Annotated in this window: 18 protein-coding genes; 5 read left to right on the top strand and 13 right to left on the bottom strand. The window is 27.6% G+C overall.

Going from position 1 to position 22,241, the window contains the following annotated elements:
• Positions 1 to 5 precede the first annotated feature (5 nt).
• From recJ to rpsU, 3 genes are read left to right on the top strand one after another with little or no spacing between them, the layout of a single operon-like run.
• On the top strand, positions 6 to 2,120 hold the full coding sequence (gene recJ, locus U880_RS0108155; protein WP_024655542.1) for a single-stranded-DNA-specific exonuclease RecJ: 2,115 nt from the start codon (positions 6 to 8) through the stop codon (positions 2,118 to 2,120).
• Entirely contained in the window at positions 2,120 to 3,076 is a 957-nt protein-coding gene (locus U880_RS0108150) for a M23 family metallopeptidase (protein WP_024655541.1), read from the top strand. The genes recJ and U880_RS0108150 overlap by 1 nt, the downstream gene beginning before the upstream one ends.
• Before the next feature lie 17 nt (positions 3,077 to 3,093).
• Entirely contained in the window at positions 3,094 to 3,303 is a 210-nt protein-coding gene (gene rpsU, locus U880_RS0108145; RefSeq protein ID WP_012422030.1) for a 30S ribosomal protein S21, read from the top strand.
• 49 nt (positions 3,304 to 3,352) lie between these two features.
• On the opposite strand, the gene U880_RS0108140 is transcribed toward rpsU, so the two are convergent.
• From U880_RS0108140 to U880_RS0108125, 4 genes are read right to left on the bottom strand one after another with little or no spacing between them, the layout of a single operon-like run.
• The gene (locus tag U880_RS0108140; RefSeq protein ID WP_024655540.1) at positions 3,353 to 5,704 is read right to left on the bottom strand and encodes a DNA translocase FtsK; all 2,352 of its coding nucleotides are present in this window, start codon (positions 5,702 to 5,704) and stop codon (positions 3,353 to 3,355) included.
• Between the two features lie 12 nt (positions 5,705 to 5,716).
• Complete coding sequence (locus U880_RS0108135) at positions 5,717 to 6,517, bottom strand: undecaprenyl-diphosphate phosphatase (protein WP_024655539.1); 801 nt, start codon at positions 6,515 to 6,517, stop codon at positions 5,717 to 5,719.
• Between the two features lie 13 nt (positions 6,518 to 6,530).
• On the bottom strand, positions 6,531 to 8,669 hold the full coding sequence (locus tag U880_RS0108130) for a flagellar assembly lytic transglycosylase (RefSeq protein ID WP_051373910.1): 2,139 nt from the start codon (positions 8,667 to 8,669) through the stop codon (positions 6,531 to 6,533).
• Positions 8,662 to 9,873: a hypothetical protein gene (locus U880_RS0108125; protein ID WP_235048048.1), complete on the bottom strand. Its 1,212-nt coding sequence runs from the start codon at positions 9,871 to 9,873 to the stop codon at positions 8,662 to 8,664. Before U880_RS0108125 ends, U880_RS0108130 begins: the two co-directional genes overlap by 8 nt.
• A 170-nt stretch (positions 9,874 to 10,043) precedes the next feature.
• Here U880_RS0108125 and U880_RS0108120 point away from each other — a divergent pair, with 170 nt between their 5' ends.
• Positions 10,044 to 11,447, top strand: a complete 1,404-nt coding sequence (locus tag U880_RS0108120; protein ID WP_084543248.1) for a tetratricopeptide repeat protein — start codon at positions 10,044 to 10,046, stop codon at positions 11,445 to 11,447.
• Between the two features lies 1 nt (position 11,448).
• Here the strand turns inward: U880_RS0108120 and U880_RS0108115 are convergent, their stop codons facing one another.
• Positions 11,449 to 12,717 carry a peptidoglycan DD-metalloendopeptidase family protein gene (locus tag U880_RS0108115; RefSeq protein ID WP_024655535.1) on the bottom strand — a complete coding sequence of 423 codons (1,269 nt, stop codon included), beginning with the start codon at positions 12,715 to 12,717 and terminating at the stop codon, positions 11,449 to 11,451.
• Between the two features lie 69 nt (positions 12,718 to 12,786).
• Between U880_RS0108115 and lepB the strand changes: the two genes are divergently transcribed.
• On the top strand, positions 12,787 to 13,290 hold the full coding sequence (gene lepB, locus U880_RS0108110; RefSeq protein WP_024655534.1) for a signal peptidase I: 504 nt from the start codon (positions 12,787 to 12,789) through the stop codon (positions 13,288 to 13,290).
• 32 nt (positions 13,291 to 13,322) lie between these two features.
• On the opposite strand, the gene U880_RS0108105 is transcribed toward lepB, so the two are convergent.
• Genes U880_RS0108105 through flhA form a run of 8 tightly spaced genes read right to left on the bottom strand, consistent with a single transcriptional unit; the run spans position 13,323 to position 22,235 of the window.
• Positions 13,323 to 14,828 (bottom strand): Hsp70 family protein, encoded by a 1,506-nt coding sequence (locus tag U880_RS0108105; RefSeq protein ID WP_024655533.1) that lies wholly within the window; start codon positions 14,826 to 14,828, stop codon positions 13,323 to 13,325.
• Positions 14,828 to 15,325, bottom strand: a complete 498-nt coding sequence (locus U880_RS0108100; protein ID WP_024655532.1) for a DUF6115 domain-containing protein — start codon at positions 15,323 to 15,325, stop codon at positions 14,828 to 14,830. The genes U880_RS0108105 and U880_RS0108100 overlap by 1 nt, the downstream gene beginning before the upstream one ends.
• A gap of 20 nt (positions 15,326 to 15,345) precedes the next feature.
• A complete protein-coding gene (locus U880_RS0108095; protein ID WP_024655531.1) occupies positions 15,346 to 15,657 on the bottom strand; it encodes a hypothetical protein in 312 nt (103 codons plus the stop codon).
• A 23-nt stretch (positions 15,658 to 15,680) separates the two neighbouring features.
• The gene (locus U880_RS0108090; RefSeq protein ID WP_024655530.1) at positions 15,681 to 17,579 is read right to left on the bottom strand and encodes a FapA family protein; all 1,899 of its coding nucleotides are present in this window, start codon (positions 17,577 to 17,579) and stop codon (positions 15,681 to 15,683) included.
• Positions 17,580 to 17,581: 2 nt separating this feature from the next.
• Positions 17,582 to 18,070 carry a hypothetical protein gene (locus tag U880_RS0108085; RefSeq protein ID WP_024655529.1) on the bottom strand — a complete coding sequence of 163 codons (489 nt, stop codon included), beginning with the start codon at positions 18,068 to 18,070 and terminating at the stop codon, positions 17,582 to 17,584.
• A 6-nt stretch (positions 18,071 to 18,076) separates the two neighbouring features.
• Positions 18,077 to 18,964: a MinD/ParA family protein gene (locus U880_RS0108080; protein ID WP_024655528.1), complete on the bottom strand. Its 888-nt coding sequence runs from the start codon at positions 18,962 to 18,964 to the stop codon at positions 18,077 to 18,079.
• A 12-nt stretch (positions 18,965 to 18,976) separates the two neighbouring features.
• On the bottom strand, positions 18,977 to 20,143 hold the full coding sequence (flhF, locus tag U880_RS0108075; protein WP_024655527.1) for a flagellar biosynthesis protein FlhF: 1,167 nt from the start codon (positions 20,141 to 20,143) through the stop codon (positions 18,977 to 18,979).
• 4 nt (positions 20,144 to 20,147) lie between these two features.
• Positions 20,148 to 22,235: a flagellar biosynthesis protein FlhA gene (flhA, locus tag U880_RS0108070; protein WP_024655526.1), complete on the bottom strand. Its 2,088-nt coding sequence runs from the start codon at positions 22,233 to 22,235 to the stop codon at positions 20,148 to 20,150.
• Between the last annotated feature and the right edge of the window lie 6 nt (positions 22,236 to 22,241).

The raw sequence follows: 22,241 nt of genomic DNA, 5'->3' as shown, positions 1-22,241 counted from the left end.
AAGAAATGAAAATTTGGGAAAAAAAAGAACTTGATATTTCACAAGAAAATATCCTTAACATCAAAAAAAAATATAATATCAGTCTTTTTGAAGCAACACTACTACTTAACAGAGAAATCAAAGAAGAAGATTTCTTATTTTTCTTAGAGAATAGTGTCAATTTAATGCACAACCCATTTTTTTTAAAAAACATAAACAAATTCATTTATAGAATAAATGAAGCCATTTTAGAAAAAGAAAACGTATTAATCTTTGGAGACAAAGATGCTGATGGAATCACAGCAACAATAATAATGTATGAAACTCTTAAAGATTTTGGCATTAATGTAACTTATAAAATACCATCTAATGGAGAATTTTATGGGCTTACAAAAGAGGTCATTGATAAGGCATTTAAAGACAAAATAACACTAATAATCACTGTTGATTGTGGAATTTCTAACATTGAAGAAATAAATTATGCAAGATCAAAAAATATAGAAGTAATAATTACAGATCATCACCTTCCAAACAAAGAAATCGACACAGAAAATATTATCATAGATCCTCATTTAAAAGGTGATTTTTCTCCATTTAAAGAAATAGCTGGATGTTATGTAAGTTTCAAAACATGTCTTGCACTATATCTATCTACTACCAATCTTTATAACAAAGACTTAATATTTATGTTTTTAGAAAAATTAGAAAATAATATAAAACTTCATGCAATAGAAATTAACAATTACATTCTAAAAAAACATATAACTCTAGACAATAATAACGATTTACAAATTAATATTAACCAAATAGAAGCATTTTCAGAAAATAAATACATAATTGTATTTAATAAAATTGAACAAGCTCAACTTTTAAATGAATTTTTTAAACAAAGAATAGATATAGAAATAATTGATATTAATGAAAATTTTATAAAAAAATATCCCAAACATGCAAACAAAACACTAAAAGAACTTATGCAAATTACTAAATATTTCAAATATAGAGAAATTAATATTTATGAAAAACTGTATTATATATTCTATAATATAATATTTGAAACAAACAAAAATTTACTGCAAAATTGCCTTAAAAGACTTAAATTTGTTGCAATAGGAACCATAGCTGATAATATGCCAATTATTGATGAAAATCGAATAGCTGTAAAAGAGGGACTTAAAGAAATAGCATTAAGAGAAAATATATCTATAAATTATCTATTAAAAGAAGTCAATATGTTAACAAAACCAATAATCACTTCAACAGATATTGCATTTAAAATTGCACCAATATTAAATTCAACAGGAAGACTTGAAAGAGCAGATATTACAATTCGATTTCTATTAAGTCAAGATACTAATAAAATAGAAAATAAATTTAAGGAAATCAAAAATATAAACACTTTAAGAAAATATAAAGAAGATATATCTTGGAATACGCATAATGAAAATACCATTTTTAAGAATGATAAATTCATAGTATGCTATGACAAAAATACTCCAAAGGGAATTAGTTCTAGAATGGCAACAAGACTCTCATCTTATTATAAAAAGGTTGCTGTCTTTCTTACTAAACAATCAGATATAATTAAAGGATCTATTAGATCAAATAATAAAATAAATTCAAAAGAACTAATTTCAATGATACCAAAACATCTAATAATAAATTCTGGAGGACACAAAGCAGCTGCTGGATTTACATTGTATGAAAATGTACTAAACGAATTTATAAGAGAACTTGAAAATGCTCTTGCAAAGATAGAATATAAAGAATTACAAGAAGATTCAATACTAATTGATGCTATAATACCTCAAGATTTAAGTAAAACAGAACTTATAAAAACAATAGATTTATTTGAACCATATGGACATGATTTTAGAGAATTTATTTTAATGATGGAAAATGTATGCATTCAGGACATCAGAACAATTGATAAAAATGGAACTTCAAAACACATAAGCATGAAAATCATCAATAATATAGATTATTATAAAGCCATTTATTTTAATGGCACTCAAACTATTCAAGAACTTGGCATCAGAGATGGTCAAAATATAGACATAATATTCACAATTAGTGAAGATATTTACAATCAAAATGATAAAATTTTAAAAATTATTGATATCAAAAAGAGAAACAATTAGTGCACAACGTCAAAAAACTTTTACTTGTATTTACCCTTACATCTATATTTATAATAGGATTATTTAAAGTTAATGCAAAAAATAATGATATTACAAAAATATACTATAAAAAAGAGGCCTTCCAAGGAGGCAACATCTATTTTATAAGCAATAAAAACTTTAAAAAATTATCTCTCTTATCAACAAATCAAAAACCCATTTTAAGTGCATTGCCTTTTAAGTGTAATATAAGTAATAGAGACTACTATATAGCTTTAATCGGAATCACACCAATGATCAAAGAAGGAAAAAGAAAAATTCAAATAGAGTTTGAAAATAAACAATACATAAAGGAAATTGAAATCAAAAAATTCATATTCAAAAAAACAACTGTCAAACTTAATAAAAGCAAATCTAAACTTATCAAAAGTCAACAATCACCTAAAGCAAAAAAACAAGCTCTAACATTATGGAATATCATTGGAACTGTAGGTGATACAACAATTTATCATTACGATACGTTTGTCCATCCAATAAAAGATAAATATCAAATAACTAGTCCTTATGGGGATCAAAGAATTTATATGCAAGACAACCAAAAAATATCAAGCCAAAAAATACATAACGGAAAAGATTATGCGCCATTTAAAAAAGAAAAAACACCTATTTTCGCAGCTGGTAGAGGAAAAGTAGTATTTGCAAGAGACAGAGAAATTACTGGGAAAACCGTTATCATTCAACATTTACCAGGAGTATTTACAATTTATCTACACCTATCAAAATTTGGAGTTAAAGAAAATACAATAGTAAATACAGGAGAATATATAGGTAACGTCGGGAATACGGGAATATCAACAGGTCCTCATCTACACTTTGAAATTAGAATTAATGGAATTGCAGTAAATCCAGATTTTTTCTTAGAAGAAATGCTTATTGACAAAAATCAAATAATCAATAACACTAAAAAGATAGAGTAAAAAAAGGGGGTGATTTTTTGGTAACTGTCAATGTTGACAAAAATGAAGGATTAGAAAAAGCACTGAAACGTTTTAAAAGAATGATTGAAAAAGAAGCAATCATCAGAGAATGGAAAAGAAGAGAATATTATGAAAAACCATCTACTATTCGTGTCAAAAAAGAAAAAGCATTCAAAAGAAAACAAGCAAAAAAAGTAAGAAAACTAAAACAAAAAATTGGTAAATAATAAAATCAGGATATTCATGGTGAATGTCCTTTTTTTGCATTGAAACTATTTAAATAAAAACATCCCGTGGTTTTGAACCATTCACAGGACCTATATATCCCATCTCTTCCATCAGTTCAATAATTCGTGCAGCTCTATTATATCCTATTTTTAAACGCCTCTGAAGATAAGATGCAGATGCTTTTTTAGTAGAGCGAACAATTTCAAGAGCTTCTTCAAACATAGGTTCATCTGAAGAATTTATCACCAAAGTATTAGATTCAACAACACTATCAATAAATATTTCATCATCAATATAATTTGGTGTTCCAAATTTTTTAACCTCTTCAACCAACTTATAAACTTCCTTTTCAGTTAAAAAACCACCTTGAATTCGTTGTGGAAAAGGTGTGATAGGACTAACATAAAGCATATCACCTTTTCCTAAAAGTTTTTCAGCACCTGATGTTCCAAGAATTATTCTTGAATCCATAGAACTCGCAACCATAAAAGAAATTCTTGAAGGAAAATTGGCTTTTATTACCCCAGTAATAACATCAACAGATGGTCTTTGAGTAGCAAGAACTAAATGCATTCCAACAGCCCTCGCCATAGCTGCAAGCCTAGAAATCAAATTTTCCAAATCCTTTCTTGCAGAGAGAATTAAATCTGCAAATTCATCAATAATGATTACCAAATAAGGCAAAGGCACTTCATTTAATCCTTCTTCCAGTATTTTCTTATTATAAGAATTAATATCCCTAACAAAAAAATTATCAAGAATAACATACCTTCTCTCCATCTCATCAAGACACCAACGCAAAGCTTCCAAAGCTCTATTTACATTAGTAATAACTGGGGTTAATAAATGAGGAATATTATTAAAAAGTTTAAGCTCAACTACTTTAGGATCTATTAAAACAAGCCTAACATCATCTGGAGATTTTGAAAAAATAATTGAAGCAATAAGCGAATTTACACAAACTGATTTTCCAGCACCAGTAGCACCTGCTATTAAAAGATGGGGAGCAGTCACAAGATCAAAAACAACATTATTTCCACTAATTTCTTTACCAAGTGCAAAAGGCACTTTAAAATCATTTTGAAATTCTTGACTATTTATTATTTCTGATATCAAAATGAATTTTCGTCTCTTATTAGGTATTTCAATCCCAACAGCTTCTTTGCCAGGTATTGGCGCAATAATTCTAACTCTAACTGCTGCAAGACGTAATGCAATATTATCAGATATAGAAGTTATTTTGGAAAGCTTAATGCCTTTATCAGGACGAACAGCATACATCGTAACAACAGGACCTTTAATAATATCAATAAGCTTGGCATTAATATTAAACTCTCTAAAAGTTTCTTGCAAAAGCATCGCTTGTTTTTGAATTTCTCTCTCATATTCAACATCTTCAGTTTCACTCTCAGGCTCTCTCTGAGCAAAAACAGAAATATCTATCGAATAATTTTCATCACTTTTAACTTTAAATAAAGTTTCATTCTCATATTCATCTCTAACAATATTATTTATTATTCCATTATGCCTTATATCACTAGCCCTAATTTTTCCACTAACTACTAACCTACTATCTTCACATTCACTTCTCAAAATTTTATATTGACAATGATTTTCAGTATTTAAATCACATTGAACTTCCTGCAAAGATTCATCTTTTAATAATTTATCATCCGTTACCTCAGATTTAGAAAAAATAGTTTTATCTAAATCAACATCTAAAGATTTATTAGAATTTCGTAAAAACGCCTTAAAAGACCATAAAGCCTGATACTCTTCATCATTAATAATATTATCTTCCTTACTAGAAATACTATCTGAACTTACATTATTCTCACAATCTTTATAAACCTTAATATTTTTCTTAATCTTTAAAGTACTCAAAAAAGGCAAATAAGAAAACATGTTCTCAAACAAAATTTTCAATTTAAATGTTATAAAATGAAAGGTATTTAAAATAAAACTAGCATCTTTAAAAAAGACATAATTTAAATAAACCCAAACAATAAGTTCTAAAATAAAAATAAGACAAACAAATAAATTCCCAACTATAATTCCAAAATTACTTAGAAACCAATTAACAAAATTAGAACCCTCAAAATCAGAATTAATTCTTAACCAAAAGGTTAAAGTAAAAAATAAAATAACCGTATAATTCCAATTAAATATAAATTTTTTGTTAAGCATATTATTGCAATAAACATACCAGTTTACAAGCGGATAAAGTATTAAATAAAACGACAAAAATGAAAAAGTATTAAGGAGCATCTGCCCTATAAGATTAAATACAAAAAATATAAATATATTTCCTATAGGAGTTAATGCCACCAAAAGAGAAAATAGTATAACGGCTAACATAAAAAAGAATAAAAACTGAAAATAACGATAAAAATTCTTCATATTCTACTAACATCAAACAAGCAAATAAGTTAAACTCACAATTGCAACTAAATAAATTGAAAAATAATACAGTTTACTATTCTTAAGCATCTTAACAAACAAACTAATTGAAAATAGCCCAAATACAAAAGCAAAAATTGCTCCCAAATTTATCTCAAAAATATTAAAAATCATATCAGACTTAAATAGGTCATTATACTTTAAAAATAAACTCCCAAAAACAATAGGAATTAAAGATAAAAAAGAGATTTCAAGAGATTTTGTCCTACTAAACCCAAGCAAAGTCGACGCAAAAATCGTAATTCCTGAACGAGAAATACCCGGCATAGCTCCAATCCCCTGCATAATCCCAATTAATAATCCTGAAAAAAAAATATTTTTTTTAGAATTAAAAATTCTAATTCTAAATTCAAGCAAAAATAATAAAATACTTGTCACAATAAAATTAAATAAAACTAACTTAAAAGTAAATAATACCTTGAATTTTTCTATCAAAATTCCAATTAATGCCGTAAAAAATGTGATTATTAATATAAGTAATATCAAGCTTAAATTTGAAGTATCTAATTCTGTCATTTTTGGTTTTCTTAAAATAAATTTTATAAAAACCATTACAAGATCTAATATTCGTCTTCGATAATAAATTATTACAACTAAAACTGTTGCAAAATGCAAATAAATATCAAATACAATTGGAAGATCAATGTTCATAAATTTTTTTAAAAGTAACAAATGCCCTGAACTAGATATAGGCAAAAATTCAGAAATTCCTTGAACAAAACCTAAAATAACAACTCTTAAAATATTTTCCATCTAACTTCACAACCTAAAAACGCTTAGAAAATTTACCCATAATATACTCTATAATAAAATCCATTCCCTTTCTTTCATATAAAGCATCATATAATACAGAATAAACTAATATTTTTTTAATATAATTCCTAGTTTGTCCAAAAGGAATAGCTTCGATAAAAATTTCTTTTGGTAAATGCCCATAATCTTTTTCCCATTTTCTAACATTTCCAATACCACCATTATAAGATGCAAGGGCTTTATACACATCTTCTAACATTTCTATTCTTTTACGTAAATAATGAGTTCCAATAATAACATTATCTTTTGGTTGTTTCAAATCATAAGGATAGTATTTATAATATTTAATTTCTCTAGACACATCAGCTGACGTTGCAGGCATAATTTGCATAAGCCCAATAGCACCAGGTTTAGATACAGCATCTCTTTTAAAACTACTCTCAGCTTTTATTAAAGAAAATACAAGACTCGGCTCAAGTTCCCTTTTCCCTGACCAATATTTAATTAAAGCAGTGTATAAACATGGATAGAGACGCTTATAATCATCTTTATTTAAAGCCGAAAAATCTTGCCTTACAAGGTAATTAATAGCAAGTATGGATTCATAATAATATTCATGTTTCACAAATTCATCGTAAAGATTACGGTAAAAATTAGGAGAAAATCTATAACCATTCTTAAAATCATTGGCAACAAACACACTAACATAAGAATGCAAATTAAATTTTAAAAACCCTTCCAAAAACCTTTCATAATCAGACTGATCATAATTTATATCCAAAGCATTTTCAAAAAAATCATTAATATTTTGATCAAGCAAATACTTACTCATAAACGATGCATAAGATATTTGATCATATTTAATAGCAGAACGCAAAAGCTCTCTATACTCATCTACTGACTGAGATTTAACAAATTTGTGATGTATAAGTCTAGCATTAAGAAAAGCAAGCCTTGCTAAAACAGCATTGTCAATGACATTTTGACCATTATAATATAGTAAATATAAATTATCATAATCTCCAAGTTGCACGGATTCTAAGATATACTCATCTAATACTCTAATAAAACCAAAATTACCCTTATCCTTACTTGTATAAAAATTAGCTATGTTTTTAGAAAAATAATTTCTTGTATTTTTCATAAATATGAAATTTCTAAAAATTTCATTAAGCATTTCTAATCTATAAGGTTCATTTGCAATAGAAGAATCTTCCAAATATTTAAGTATTGTCATAAAACCCACATCTTTCTTTAATTTTAAATTAATGAGCCCCAAATAATAATCTTTATAAACACTATCTAAACTACTAAAAAAAGATAATGCCTTATTAATATAACCTAAACTCACAAAAGCTTTATAAACATCATTTAAAAAAACAAAATTATTATAATACTTCTTAAAACTATCATTTAATATATTAATAGCACCTTTAAAATCACCATTAGCAACCAAAGCTTTAAATTTAACAAGACTTAAAAAACTTGAATTTAAAAGATTATCTTTCCCTTCAAGAACAAAATAATCATGAGCCCTTACATGTAAATATTCTGCCGGCAAATTCTCAAACAATTTTTTGAAATAAATTAATGATGTATTAATATCAGAAATATTAAAATAAAGCACTGCTTTAAATAAAAGATTTTCATTTTCTTGTGCCTGTATGAAATCCATTTTTTCTAGCTTGTTTAAAACTAAAAGGGCTTCATTATTCTTTTTCTGCCAATAAAGACTTTTAAAATATCCCAATATAATTAATTTATTATCATTATATTTGTTATAAAGTTTTCGACCAACAAGTTCTGCCTCATAATATTCCCTTCTAGAATTATAATATTCAAGAAGTTTTACACCAGCAAATTGAGATGCAATATTATTATTACTATTTATTGCTTTGTGCATATATTCCCTAAATTTTTCATCATATCCTATTTTTTTGAAAAGATAAGCAACATACACATAAGAATCTGAATCTATACCAAAATATTTATCAAAATTTTGTCCTACATAGTCAAAATTCCACAACCAATTTAAATGGTTTAAATCAAAATTATTGACATTTTTTTTTAAAATATTGCTACTTAAAGATTCTTTTACAAATGAACAAGATAATAAATTCAATAAAAACAAATAAACAATTTTCTTAAACATTACTTTTTTCACATCTAGTAATTTTTTCTTCTTTATAAAAAGAACAATAAGAAATTGTAAAATTTTTAGGATTTAATATTTTAGAAAAAATCAAAAACAATGAAAAAAATATCAAAAGAAATAAAGAAACAAGACTTAAATAAAGCATAGAAGTTTGAATACGATCTTCTTTTAAATCAAAATCCAATTTAGGCTCTTCAACATCCACAGTAAAATTGTCTTTACCTAAATCCAAAACACCATCATCAAATTCAAAATCATCTAAATTTTTACTAACATCCGCAATAATATCTTCAACACTCAAATCATCAGAATAAGAATTTTGGATAACATAAACATTAAAACTACTAGAATTATCATCTTTATCTTTAACTGATTTTACATCATTATCAGAACTATCAAAAACATCATCCCTCTCATTAACATCAATAGAAAACTTATCCAAATCAGAAACACCTTGATTTACAGAATATTGATCAATGTCATCAAGTACATGTGCAACTTCTGTTTCTTCACTAGGATTATTTTCCACTTTATCCCTTGTAAGGACGAAATCCAAATTTTCTAAATCTAAATTAGACCCAGAATCTAACTCTTTACTTTCTTCACTTAACAATACATGTTCATTAATATCATTAGTTAAATTTAAAGAATCCACTACTAAATCCAAATCATTCTCTTTACTAAGAAGATCTTTATTTAAAGGCAAATCCTTAGAATTAGATAAATCATTAACATCATTTAAATTAAAATCTAAAGACTCATCTTGCTTTTCTTCAACAATACTGTCAAAACTCTCCTTTAGATTTGTATCTTTAAAATCAATAGGCAAATCATCCACTTTACCACTATTTAAAGAATCACCATTAACTTCATTTGACTTAATAGAAAGACTCATTAAACTTAAATCAAACTTGGTTTTATTAGTAATTCCATCACACTCGCCATAAACATAAAGCATCGTAGAATCTATTTTGAAATAAATATTTACATTCAAACTATCTTTCTTAAGATTATCTAAGAAAAAAGATCCAATAATAATGGGATTAGAAAAATTTTCATATTCACTAACATAAAAATCCAATTTTATATTGGTCTCATCTGCAAGCTTACCCAATACCATCTTCTTTACAGAAGTATCATCCAAGCTTAAAACTGAAAAATATTCATTACTAGAAAGCCTTATGCCTAAAAAACCTTTCAAAAATTCCAACCTCTTTGTTCTTTTATAAAAAACAAATTTATATATATAATTAACTATAACAATAATATAATATAATTAATATCATATTCAACTTATGTATATGCTTTTATTTAAAAGAAACCATGTTATATTTAAAGCTATAATTACTGTTTATGTAATATTACTAATATATGATTTTAGGAGAAGTTAAAGTGTTGCCATTATTCATAATACTGTCCTCAACAGCAATATCTGTTTTGGTATTTATACTATTCAGAATTGCAGTATTAAATACAAAAATAAGAACAAAAGGTAAACATCACAAAACATTTCGCAAGACGAAAAAATTGATCTCAAAAGCTATAAATATACTAAAAACAAACCCAAATGAAGTAGGGGCTTTACAAACTTTAAATGATTATTATTACGCTAATAAAGATTTTGAAAATGGACTTAAATACGCCAGAAAATTATGTCAACTTATAGAAGAAAATCCTACAAATAAGAATATCGATTCCTTTAAAGTATTCTTAAGTTATGGGTTTTATAATCTTGAGAGAAATTTTAATTTAGAAGCATTAGGACTTCTTAAAAAAGCATATAGCCTAAAAAAAGACGATGTAGATGCAAATTATTATCTTGGAATAGCATTTCTTAAAAATGCACATTATAAAGAAGCACTTCACTATCTTACAAAGATATATCAATTTGATAAAAGCAACAATGATGTTTTAAAATACATAGGGATGACTCTTTTTTATACGGGGAATTATACTAAAGCTGTAGGAATATTTCACAATATAAAAAAACATATACAAAATGATGTAAATGCTCTACTTGCATATGCTCAATCTCTATCCCAATTAAACCAAGATCAACTTGCACTTGATATTGCAAACAAAATCAAAAGCAAAGATGGGATGATATATGAAGCTCTTTTAATTGAATCTGAAATTAATGCAAAAAATCACAACTTGGTAAAATTAGAAGATAATATTAAAGAAATGATAAAAATCAAACCTGATTTACCCACAAAAATATCCCTTAAACTTTTTTACAAACTAGGAGAACTTTACATAGAACATGAAAATTACAAAAAAGCAACCGAAGCATTTACCCAGGTTGAAAGAATTGACCCACACTATCAAAAAATTGCTGAAAAACTAGAATTTAGTAAAAAACTAAATGAAAACTTAGCACTAAGAATATACCTTAAGAGTCCAAAAGAAAAATTTGATAACCTAGCTAGTGCAATCATCCTTAAGTTATATAAAAATAAATTTCAAGTGAGAGACAAAAAGATAAATGAAATAACATCGCAATTTATAGATATAAACTTTCAACTTTCAAACAACCAATGGGAAGAAAATATACTGGTACGATTTGTAAGAACGGATCAAAAAAATTTTGGAGAACTATTCTTAAAAGATCTAATTTCAAAAACCAAAGAAAATAAAATTAAAGGACTATGTATTGCACCAGCAACATTTTCTGAAAAGGCCAAACAAATTATTGAAGGAAGATTAATTGATCTAATAGAAGGAAAAAAACTCACACAAATACTGAGAACATTGGACATATCAAAATACATATAGATTATCTGAGATATTTCATAGGATTACTCGTTTTACCATCTTTGAAAATAGTAAAATGTAAATGATTTCCCGTACTGTATCCAGTACTTCCCATCCGTCCTATCATTTGTCCTCTAGATACTCTATCCCCAACTCTAACTGCAAAAGAACCTAAATGCGCATAAAGAGTTTGAAAACCATTATTATGAGCAATAACAATATATTTCCCATATCCTCCAACACTAAATCCCGCTGTTACAACAATACCTTCCTTTGTAGCAACAACAGGTGTATTAGCAACATTGGCAATATCAATTCCATTATGAAAACTAATAGTTTTAGTAAAAGGATCAGGACGATAACCATAACCTGATGTAATAATCCCCCGTGTTGGAAACAAAAAGGTCTCACCCAAAGCATTTCTAAGTAAATCTTTAGACATCTTGCCACCCGGAACAAACAACTTCTGACCTAAAGATAAAACTTCATTATCAAGATTATTAGCATCAAGAATATCCACTTTGGGTATCTTATATTTTTTTGCGATTGATGAGAGGGAATCATTTTTCCCAACAGTGTAAAGAATTCCCTTCATATTAGGAACATTAATAATAACATTGGGTTTAATATTTCTTACATCTTTAATATCATTATAAGAAATTAAAGTCTCACTAGTAATATTATACCTAGATGCAATATGAGACAGTGTCTCTCCTGGCTTAATTTTATGTTCAACAACCTTTAAAACAAAAGGCTTCCTTATAGTAGTAGCATTATAATTGTTTGCATCTAAACCAAAGAAATAATTATTAATCTGACTTAAATCTTGATCACTATAATATAAAAAAGTATCAATAAAATAATCTTTGGGAAAACTCAATTTGTTTAAAAAAACATACGAACCATAATACGCAAAAATATTTAAATAAAAGATTAATATTAAGATAAAAACTAAAACATTAATTTTAAAAATAAAATTATAAATGACACTATAAGACAAATTCACATCATAAGTATTAACCATTTTAAACGTAACCTTCTTATAAGAAGATCGACACTTATAATTATTAACACTCATAATCTGCCCAAACAAAGTTATAAACAACAATTTAAATACATAAAAAAATTTTGTAAAAATATTAAAAAAACGAAAACATCTTTTCCGTTTTTTTTTATTAAAATTACGAATATTACCAAAATCTCTCAATTCAAAATCACCCTTAAGTGCCCTATTAAACAAAAAATTTTTATTCCTCTTAAATACATTCTGATCTTTTTTTGGTATAATCATATTATGCCCTATTATATACTATACACTAGAAATTTCAATTCGATAAAAACTCAAATGGAAATTTAAGAAATGTTGCAAATTCACAAACAGGTATTAATGCCCGTTGCATTGGCTTTTATATTATTAATAACAATTATCAAAATGTCACTATCTTTTCATTTAGTTAAAGGTTCTTCAATGTTACCAACAATTTTAGATCAAAATTGGATAATAAATCATAAACTAGCCTATGGTATTAGAATAAAAAATAAAGAAACCTATGTTGTACTATGGAGCAAACCTAAAAAAAATGAAACAGTACTTATCAAGGACCCTATAACAAAAAAAATATCTGTTAAAAAAATTTTTGCAATCCCAGGAGAAAAATTCATAAAATTACAGCAAAATATAATATCTATACATAACCTAAACTTCAATATAAATAAAGAACATCTACAAAAATTAGAAAGCATATACATTCCAAAGGATTATTACTTAGTAATAGGAGATAATAAAAAAGTTTCTCTTGATTCTAGAGAATATGGATTTATAAACATTAACGACATTATTGGTAAGATAATATATCAGTTATAAAATAATTAAATTAATTCCTCAATGCAAAATATTTACAATAATTCAATTTTATCTTCTAATATCTCTTTAGCTTTAATATTTCCTGATGAAATCAGAAAACCTTCCTTTTCATTATTATCAAAAGAAGCACTTGTCATTCTTATTTTAATTGACTTAGAAACATTAATATCTAAATCTCTTGCAGCAATACTTAAAATACCACTCTCATCCAACCTGAAAAGTATCTCTATCTTTGGTACACCTTTTAGAGCATTTTGTATATTACTAAAGAAAAACCTACTTATTGAACAATTCAAGGACGCCTTATTATATTCACCTTGCAACACATGAATTTCAATCTCATCTTGATAATCATTAGTTGTTGTAAATATTTGTCTTTCACAAACTGGTAATAAAGTATTTTTCTTAATCAATGTAAAAAATCCATCATTACAAGTTTCAATTCCAAGAGAATAAGGCGTCACATCTTTAAAATCAATAAGAGTATTATTATTTGCAAGACTAAAAGCATGAATAGCAGCACCAGTTGCAACAACCTCATCTTGATTTAACGAATCTAAAACTTCAATCTCAGGAAAAACTTCTTTCAATCTATCTTTAACCAAAGGAATTCTAGTTGAACCTCCTGAGAGCACTATCTTTAAAATATGTTTAAGATCAACACCTGAATCTGCAATACATTCATTTGTAAGACTAATAGTTTTATCTATAAAATCCCAAATCATCAAATTAAATTCATCTCTTGTAAGTTTATAATTTAAATGATTACCATCAGTAAAAGGCAATACAATATTAACTTCATCCATAGTAGATAAATTTTTTTTAGCATCTTCAATTTTTTCTCTTAATTGTTCAATAAGTACAATATCATCCAAATTGATATCAGGATATTCCTCTTTAAAATTCGCTAAAACATGTTTTTCTACAACTTCATTAAAATCATTCCCACCAAGTCTATTTTCACCTTTAATTGCAAGAACAGTATAAGTATCATTTTGCCTCTCTAAAAGAGTAACATCAAAAGTTCCACCACCAAGGTCATATACAAGAAATAACCCTTCTACTTGTTTTTCAAAAGCATAAGACAAAGCAGCTGCTGTTGGTTCATTAAGTATTGCCCTACATTTTAATCCTGCAATATCTGCAGCCCTAACAACACCTCTTCTTTGAATTTCAGAAAAATAAGCAGGAACTGTTATAACAGCATCGTTTACTGGAGTACCCAAAAATTTTTCAGCATTAATCTTAATATTCAATAACAAATAAGAAGCAATATCTTCAGCCTTATATATATTATCACCAACTTGATAAACAACATCGGTCCCCATATTGACTTTAAAATTATAAAAAGTTTTATCTGGATTTACCAATATTTGATGTTTAGCAGCACTACCAACAATAACACCAAAATCTGTAAAAGAAACAATAGAAGGTGTCATTCTCTCACCTCTATCATTCAATATCACTCTAGAATTAACATCAAAATAAGACACTACAGTATTTGTAGTTCCAAGATCTATTCCTATCCACTTTTCCATCAAATACCCCTATGAATTGAAATAATTAATTCAATTTCACCCAAATCTAATTTTAATTTTTTAGAAATAACTTCTAAAGACATTCCCTGTTCATAGAGTGAAATAACTTGTTGACGAATATTATATCCCTCTTTTATTATATTTTTCTCAATAGTAGGTATCGAATAATCTAAATTACTCTTATAAGAACCACTATCACTTTTAATCCCAAAATTATTATTTACCATTGAAATTGAATGGGCATTAAATCCTAATAATCTTTGATCAAGTATTTCTATTCTCTCATCAACCTCTTTAATAATCCTATTTAAACTTTCAATTTTAATTTCAATAATACTGATATTTCTATCAGTAGCTTGATTAATCTCAATAATAGTTTTATCCACTTCACTCTTAAATTTTTTAAGTATGCTATTAGATTTTATTTTTAAACTAATATATACATGAAAATATATAAAAGTAAATATAATCAAAATGAAACAAAAAACAACAAACATATAGAATGTCCTATACCAAACTATCTCTCAATATCAATATTCTTTCCAAGCTTTGGATCATGTAAATTAATATCATATAACTCAGACGAATTTTTATCATCATGCTTAACTTTTGATATTGTAACAGAATTAAAGTTATCATCTTTAAGTTCATCAATAGGAAATATGATATTAATTTCCGAATCATAATGATAACTTTCTTTCTCATTTAAACTCAAATGTTGATCTTCTCTTATCTTTTTTTTTCTCAAAGTCTCATTTGAAACTTCACTAGCTTTAAAAGCACCTTGTGTAATTATCTTTGTAACTTCAGATGAAATATTAATATCCAAAAGCTCCTCCTATAATTTATAAACTATTTAGATTCAAAAGGAACATAAGCTACCATTTTAATAATACCGTCATCCTCTACAAAAGTAATATTATGATAATCCCTTGGAAGCTCATAATAAGCATCTTTAATATACAACTTAACTCCAGCATAAGCTATGTATTCAACAAAAATTTTGCCAGCAATCTTACTATTTTCAAGTGCTCTTTGTAAACTTTCTTGTTTATCTTTTACCATTTTTATTTCTAAAATTAAAATATCTCTCTCATTAATAAGTTCATTACAACTATCAATTTTTAAAGACTTTTCGGCTTTATCAACAGTAATCTGAATATTTTTCTTTAAAGCAGAAATATCTTTTGTTAAAACCTCAAGACGTTTCTCTATTTTGACAAGATACTCATTAAATTTAGATAATAAAGATTTTATTTCAGGATCACAACCAACACAAACAGAAGTCTCAGCATTACCCTCAGATCCAATAGAATACGCTCTAACTTCCTCTCTTGCATGAATATCAGAACCAACTATTTTAGATTTTTTCCCAATACAGAGTACTTTCTTTGTACAAGAAACAAAAGAATTAACAATTCCCCTTACAACTTCAATATTACCTTCACATCGTACATCAACATTTTCTAAAAATTTAGATTTAATAGATTTCTTAGCATAAATCTCCGAACCACCCTTACCATTAGCTCCACTACGAAGAATAATAGAGCCATCTGTACTCAAATTACATCTACCAACAAGTCCATTAACCTCTATTCCACTCTTAGCCATCACATTATATCCATCCAAAATACTTCCCTTAATTAATACCATACCATTATTCACTATATTACCAGTAGCAGGACCAACATCACCATCAATAACATAAACATCATGTACAGCAATAACACCATTCTCAATAAATATATATCCATCACATCCTGCAAGGATTTTATTTCCTTCCCGTAAAGTATTCTCTCCCAAAACCAAATCCAATTCCCTACCACTCTCTGCCTTTAATACTTTTCCAAAAACAGTATATCCATCAATCCCTCTTGACAAAGGGACAATTTCTGCAAGCTCATCTCCCTTATTAACATTCCTAAATTCATTACCTACAGCACCATATTCAGATGAATACTTACTCTTTACAACAAAATTAACATAAGCATCCCTTCCCTTAACAGAATTAACTCCCTTTGCCATCTCAATTGATTCACCATAAAATGGATAGTCCACAAATTCTTTTATTTTATTGTGAAGCAATGCTTTATCTACTACTCCATATTTTTTAAGAATATTACAAATATCTTTTTCTAAAACTTCAGCACCATTAGGTCCAGGAGTAGTAAATTCAATAGTTACTGACATTGCGTCTTCTGATATATGAACCATCATAGTTACACTCTCTGCAAGTTCAGCCTCAAAATCAGAAACACGTTCATATTCACCACTAGCATTTTCAACTATTGTTCTAACAAAATTCTTATCCAAATTTTTAATATTACTATACGATGCAAATTTATCCATTACATCCTTAAAAGTAACAACATTTCCTCCTCCTTGAGCAGGAGTCACTTTTAAAAATACTCCCTTGGCACTTCTTCTTATAAAAAACTTTCCATCCAAAGAAATACTCTCTTCAGATTCGCCTTGTGAACTTAAAACATCAAGAACTCCAAATTTTGAATAAGAATTTTTATAAGCAACTATTCTCCATTTTTTCTCACCATATCCAAATATCCCACTATTTCCACGTACTAAAATTTCATAATCCAAATCTTTATATGGAACTGAAAGTTCCAAAGAAGCATCATTTAAAGCCTCTTCAAGAGTATCCGCTTCTATTTCTATTAAACGAACCTTATTTTCTCTCTCTAAATATCGTCTTATTTTTTCTCTTAAACCAGCAAAATCACCAATATCAGTCATAGTTATTCCTTTTTATTAATCAAAGTCTTAATAGTATCAGCAACAACTTTGGGATCACTTTTCTTAACATATGAAATCTGTTCTGATAATTTACTCTCAAAATCAACATCATTTTGCCTCTCTCTAACAGCCGTATACTTATTCAATTCTTCCGAAAAATCATAATTACTATTATTAACTTTAGCATTCTTACTTGAAAAATCCTTTATCAAAGAAGAATCTATGTTATTAGGTCCAGCTTGAGAATTATCATCTTTATTAAGAACATCTTTATTACTACTCAAATCATTATCTTTAAAGAGTTCATACAAATACTTGTTATATATAAATTCAATTAAAAGTCCTACAGCAAAAAAAATTACAAATTGAAGAAATGCTCTAAATAATACTGTAAAAAAAGACACTCTAGCAAAAATACTAAGAATCATCGCAAGAATAAATGCAAATAAACTAAATAATAAAACATACTTGCTTTTCTTTCCAAATAACATAATTACCTATTCCATGCCAAAAAATTTAGATATAAAACCTATCACACCTCTTCTTTTTTTATTATCAAGAGTAATCTCCTCAAGAGCAGCAACAATAGAATCAAGACAATAACTAGCTTTACTATTAGGATTCAATAAAATAAAAGGTCTCTGCTTAAAAACAGAATTTTTAATATTTTGATCCTCATAAACATAACCTAAATAATCAATATTCAAATTCAAAAACTGACTCGATATATCAATAACTTTCTTAGCCACTATTTTCCCTTCACTAACATTAGCAACTCTATTTACAACCAGTCTTAAATTCTTTAAATTTTCCATCCTATGAGACAAAACCTTAATGATACCATAAGCATCAGTTATGGAGGTAGGTTCTGGCGTTGTTACAATAACCACATCATCGCTAGAGAATAAAAACGAAATAACCTGTCTTGAAATTCCAGCACTGGTATCTATTATCACTATATCATATTCATAAACTTTTAATAATTCTTTTATAAACTGGTTCATTTCGGTTTCTGATAAGTCCAAAAGTTCTGTTGTTCCAGAAGCACCAGCTAAGAGATCAATATTATATTCTGTCTTAGTAATTACGTCTTTAATACATCGACCTTGCACAATCATATGATAAATATTGTACTTTGGAATCACTCCAAGTAAAATATTAATATTAGCCATACCAATATCTGCATCAAAAATCAAAACTTTTTTACCAAGATGTGCATATTTAAGAGCAAGCCCCACAGCAATATTACTTTTCCCAACACCACCTTTACCACTGGTAACAGAAATAAATCTTGTTTTATTATTTTGTATTTTATCATCAATAACAAAGCTAGACTTATTATTTAATCTCATAATATCACGTAAACTTTGAGCCTGATCTTCCATCATATATTATCCTTAATAATAAGATTTACCTTTTAGCTTTCGAATAAATTCAACATCATCACTTATTCTATATCCATTTATTTTCTTAATGAAGGTAAGCGGTTCTGCAATACTAATATTATGAGGAACAATTTGCCCATCAGTAACATAAGAAACTTCCTTTCTCATTTCATGAATTAAACTTATCAAATTACCAACACATGTTGTCTCATCAAGCTTTGTAAAAATCACAGTCTTATAACTAAAAGGAGAAAACTGATGAAATATTTCTTTTATATCTGATGTTTTTGTCGTAGAACTTACAGCCAAATGAAATTCAGCATCACGACCACAAGCATTAAGAAGTTCTTTCATCTCAGCAAGTTTCATAAAATCCTTAGGACTCTTACCAATTGTATCAATAAGAACAAGATCAAAATCTTTTGAATGTGTAATCTCTTCCTTTAAATCTTTAAAAGATTCAATTGCTTTAACAGGAATTCCCATAATATCACCATATGTCTGAATTTGTTTTTTAGCACCTATTCGATAGTTATCAATAGTAATAATCTTAATATTTAAATTCTTATCATCACTATTAATACCATAAATCGCTGCAAGTTTTGCAATGGTAGTAGTCTTCCCAACACCTGTTGGTCCAACTAAAATAAAAATCCTTTTCTTAAGATTATCAATAAGAGAGCCTGAACATTTAATAGTTTTAGCAATATATATTATCACACTGTCTTTAACTTTATCATAATCATCAAGATCAGATAAACTAAATTCCTTTTTAATAAAATTATTAATATCTCTAATATAACTTTCAGAAAAATCATTACTACGTAAAATATCTTCTATTTTTAAAATAGTTGGATGATTAATTTCTTCCTTTTTATGTGCAAGTTCATTTTTAAGAGATTTAACTTCCTTAATTACATCTTCAATTGAAGAACTCTCTTCTTTTTTAATACTTTGAAGAATCTTACGCTTTTCTTCCTCAACATTTATTTGCTGTTGTCCAATGTCATACCTAACATAACCTGAAACCTCAATCCAATCCCTACTAAATAATCCAAATATTCCTCCATGAGATATTGTCTTATAAGTCATAACTCTAGCATTTTTTCCATATTTTCTCTTAACAGTCTCTATAACCTCATTATAAGTAGGACCTCTTTCTGTAAAATACTGAACCATAATATTACTCTTCAACCTCTACTGTTTTAAGTACATTAACTTTAACATTTTTAGGAACCTCTAGAACAGATATAACAACAACATCTGAAAGCTCTCTACTTGTTAAAACCCTTATTACAGGACGTGCAGATTCACTAGATAATATAATAGGATAATACCCTTGCGATTGAACTTCATTTACAAGCTTAAAGAGTTCATAAAGAAATTTGGATTTTAAACTTGGCTCAAGAGAACTTACAAGATCGTTATTGGCCTCAAATCTCGAATCAATTATCTTCTGTTCAAATTCTGGATTAATTGTTATTACATTAAGTTCTAAATTAGAGTCCAGATATACATTAACTATTTGTCTTCCAATTGCTTGCCTACACTTCTCAATTAAAAAAAATGTATCTTTAGTAACATTTGTAAAATCAGCTATTGTTTCAAAAATTGTAACTAAATTACGTATTGAAACTTGCTCTCGCAAAAGACCTTGTAACACTCTTTGAATCTCTCCAACCGAAAAATCCTTTACAACTTCTTCAACAATAGCTCCATAATCTTTTTTAAAGACATCAAGAATATTTTGAACATCTTGACGTGTTAAAATCTCATAAGAATGTCTCTTAATAAGTTCAGTCATATGCGTCGCAATAATTGAAGGTGGATCAACTACAGTATAGCCCAATTTCTCAGCAATTTCTCTAACATCATCATTCACCCAAAGAGATGGAAGACCAAATGACGGATCTTTTGTAAGATCTCCTTCAAGACCAGAATCCAAACCTACATTTATAACTAAAAACTTACCTAACTTAATCTCTCCATGTCCAATCTCCACTCCTCTAAGTTTAAATGAATATTCATTTGGTTCAAGCCGCATATTGTCTACTATTCTAATTTTAGGAACAACTATTCCAAATTCAAGAGCAATCTCACGACGTATTTTTACAATACGATCAAGAAGTTCCGATGTTTTGGAATCATCAACTATTGGAACAAGATTATATCCAATCTCTAAAGCCAATGGATCTAAAGGCACTACTGGCGTAATTTCCTTATCCGCATAACTTAATATTTGCTCTTCAGCCCTCTGCTTTTCATAAAGTTCTTTATCTCTAGACAAATTAGAGAGCGAATAAGCAAAAAATCCTATCAACAAACCCAAAAGAATCAGTATTAATGTAGGAAATCCTGGAAGAAATGCCAAAAACAACAAAAATCCAGATACAATCCAATAAATTCCTGCATAGGAAGTAAATTGTTCAAAAATTTCCCCTCCAAAACTATTTTTTGATATCGATCTAGTAACAATAAGACCTGTTGCTGTTGAAATCAATAAAGCTGGAAGTTGAGAAACAAGCCCATCTCCAACAGTTAAAGACACATAATTATTAATTGCATCATTAAAATTAAGACCTTGAAGGGTTACTCCTACTATAAGCCCTCCAAGAATATTTATAAGAGTTATTAAAAATCCAACTTTCACATTCCCAGAAACAAACTTGGAAGCACCATCCATAGCACCATAAAAATTCACTTCAGATTGCAAATCATTTTTTTGTCTTGTAGCCTCTTCTTCTGTCAAATTACCAGAACTATAAGCAGAATCAATGGCCATTTGTTTACCAGGAAGAGCATCAAGAGCAAAACGAGCAGCAACCTCAGCAACTCTAGTAGCACCTTTTGTTATAACAATAAACTGAACAGCAATGATAATAAGAAATATTATAAATCCTACAACAAGACCTTGCGTCCCAGAACTTCCAACAACAAATGTTCCAAAAGTCCTTATCATTTGCCCATCAAAATTTATTCCTTTAATCAAAATTAATCTAGTAGAAGAAATATTTAAAACAAGACCAAAAATAGTCATAACAAGTAAAAGTGTTGGAAAAACCGAAAAATCAAGCGGACGCTTAGAATAAAGAACAATAAGAATAATTAAAAGGCTCATCATTAAATTAATCGCAATCAAAGCATCTAAAATAAATGCAGGAAGAGGTAAAATAAAGCCAGCAACAATAAGTATTAAACCAACTGAAACTATTAAATCAGCTTTATTATTAAGCCCCAAATACCCTAATACAGAATTTTTCTCTAAGTCCAATAACTT

It is taken from the genome of Borrelia hispanica CRI (assembly GCF_000500065.1).
GTDB classification, from domain to species: Bacteria; Spirochaetota; Spirochaetia; order Borreliales; family Borreliaceae; genus Borrelia; species Borrelia hispanica.
This window is presented reverse-complemented; position numbering and strand designations above follow the sequence as displayed.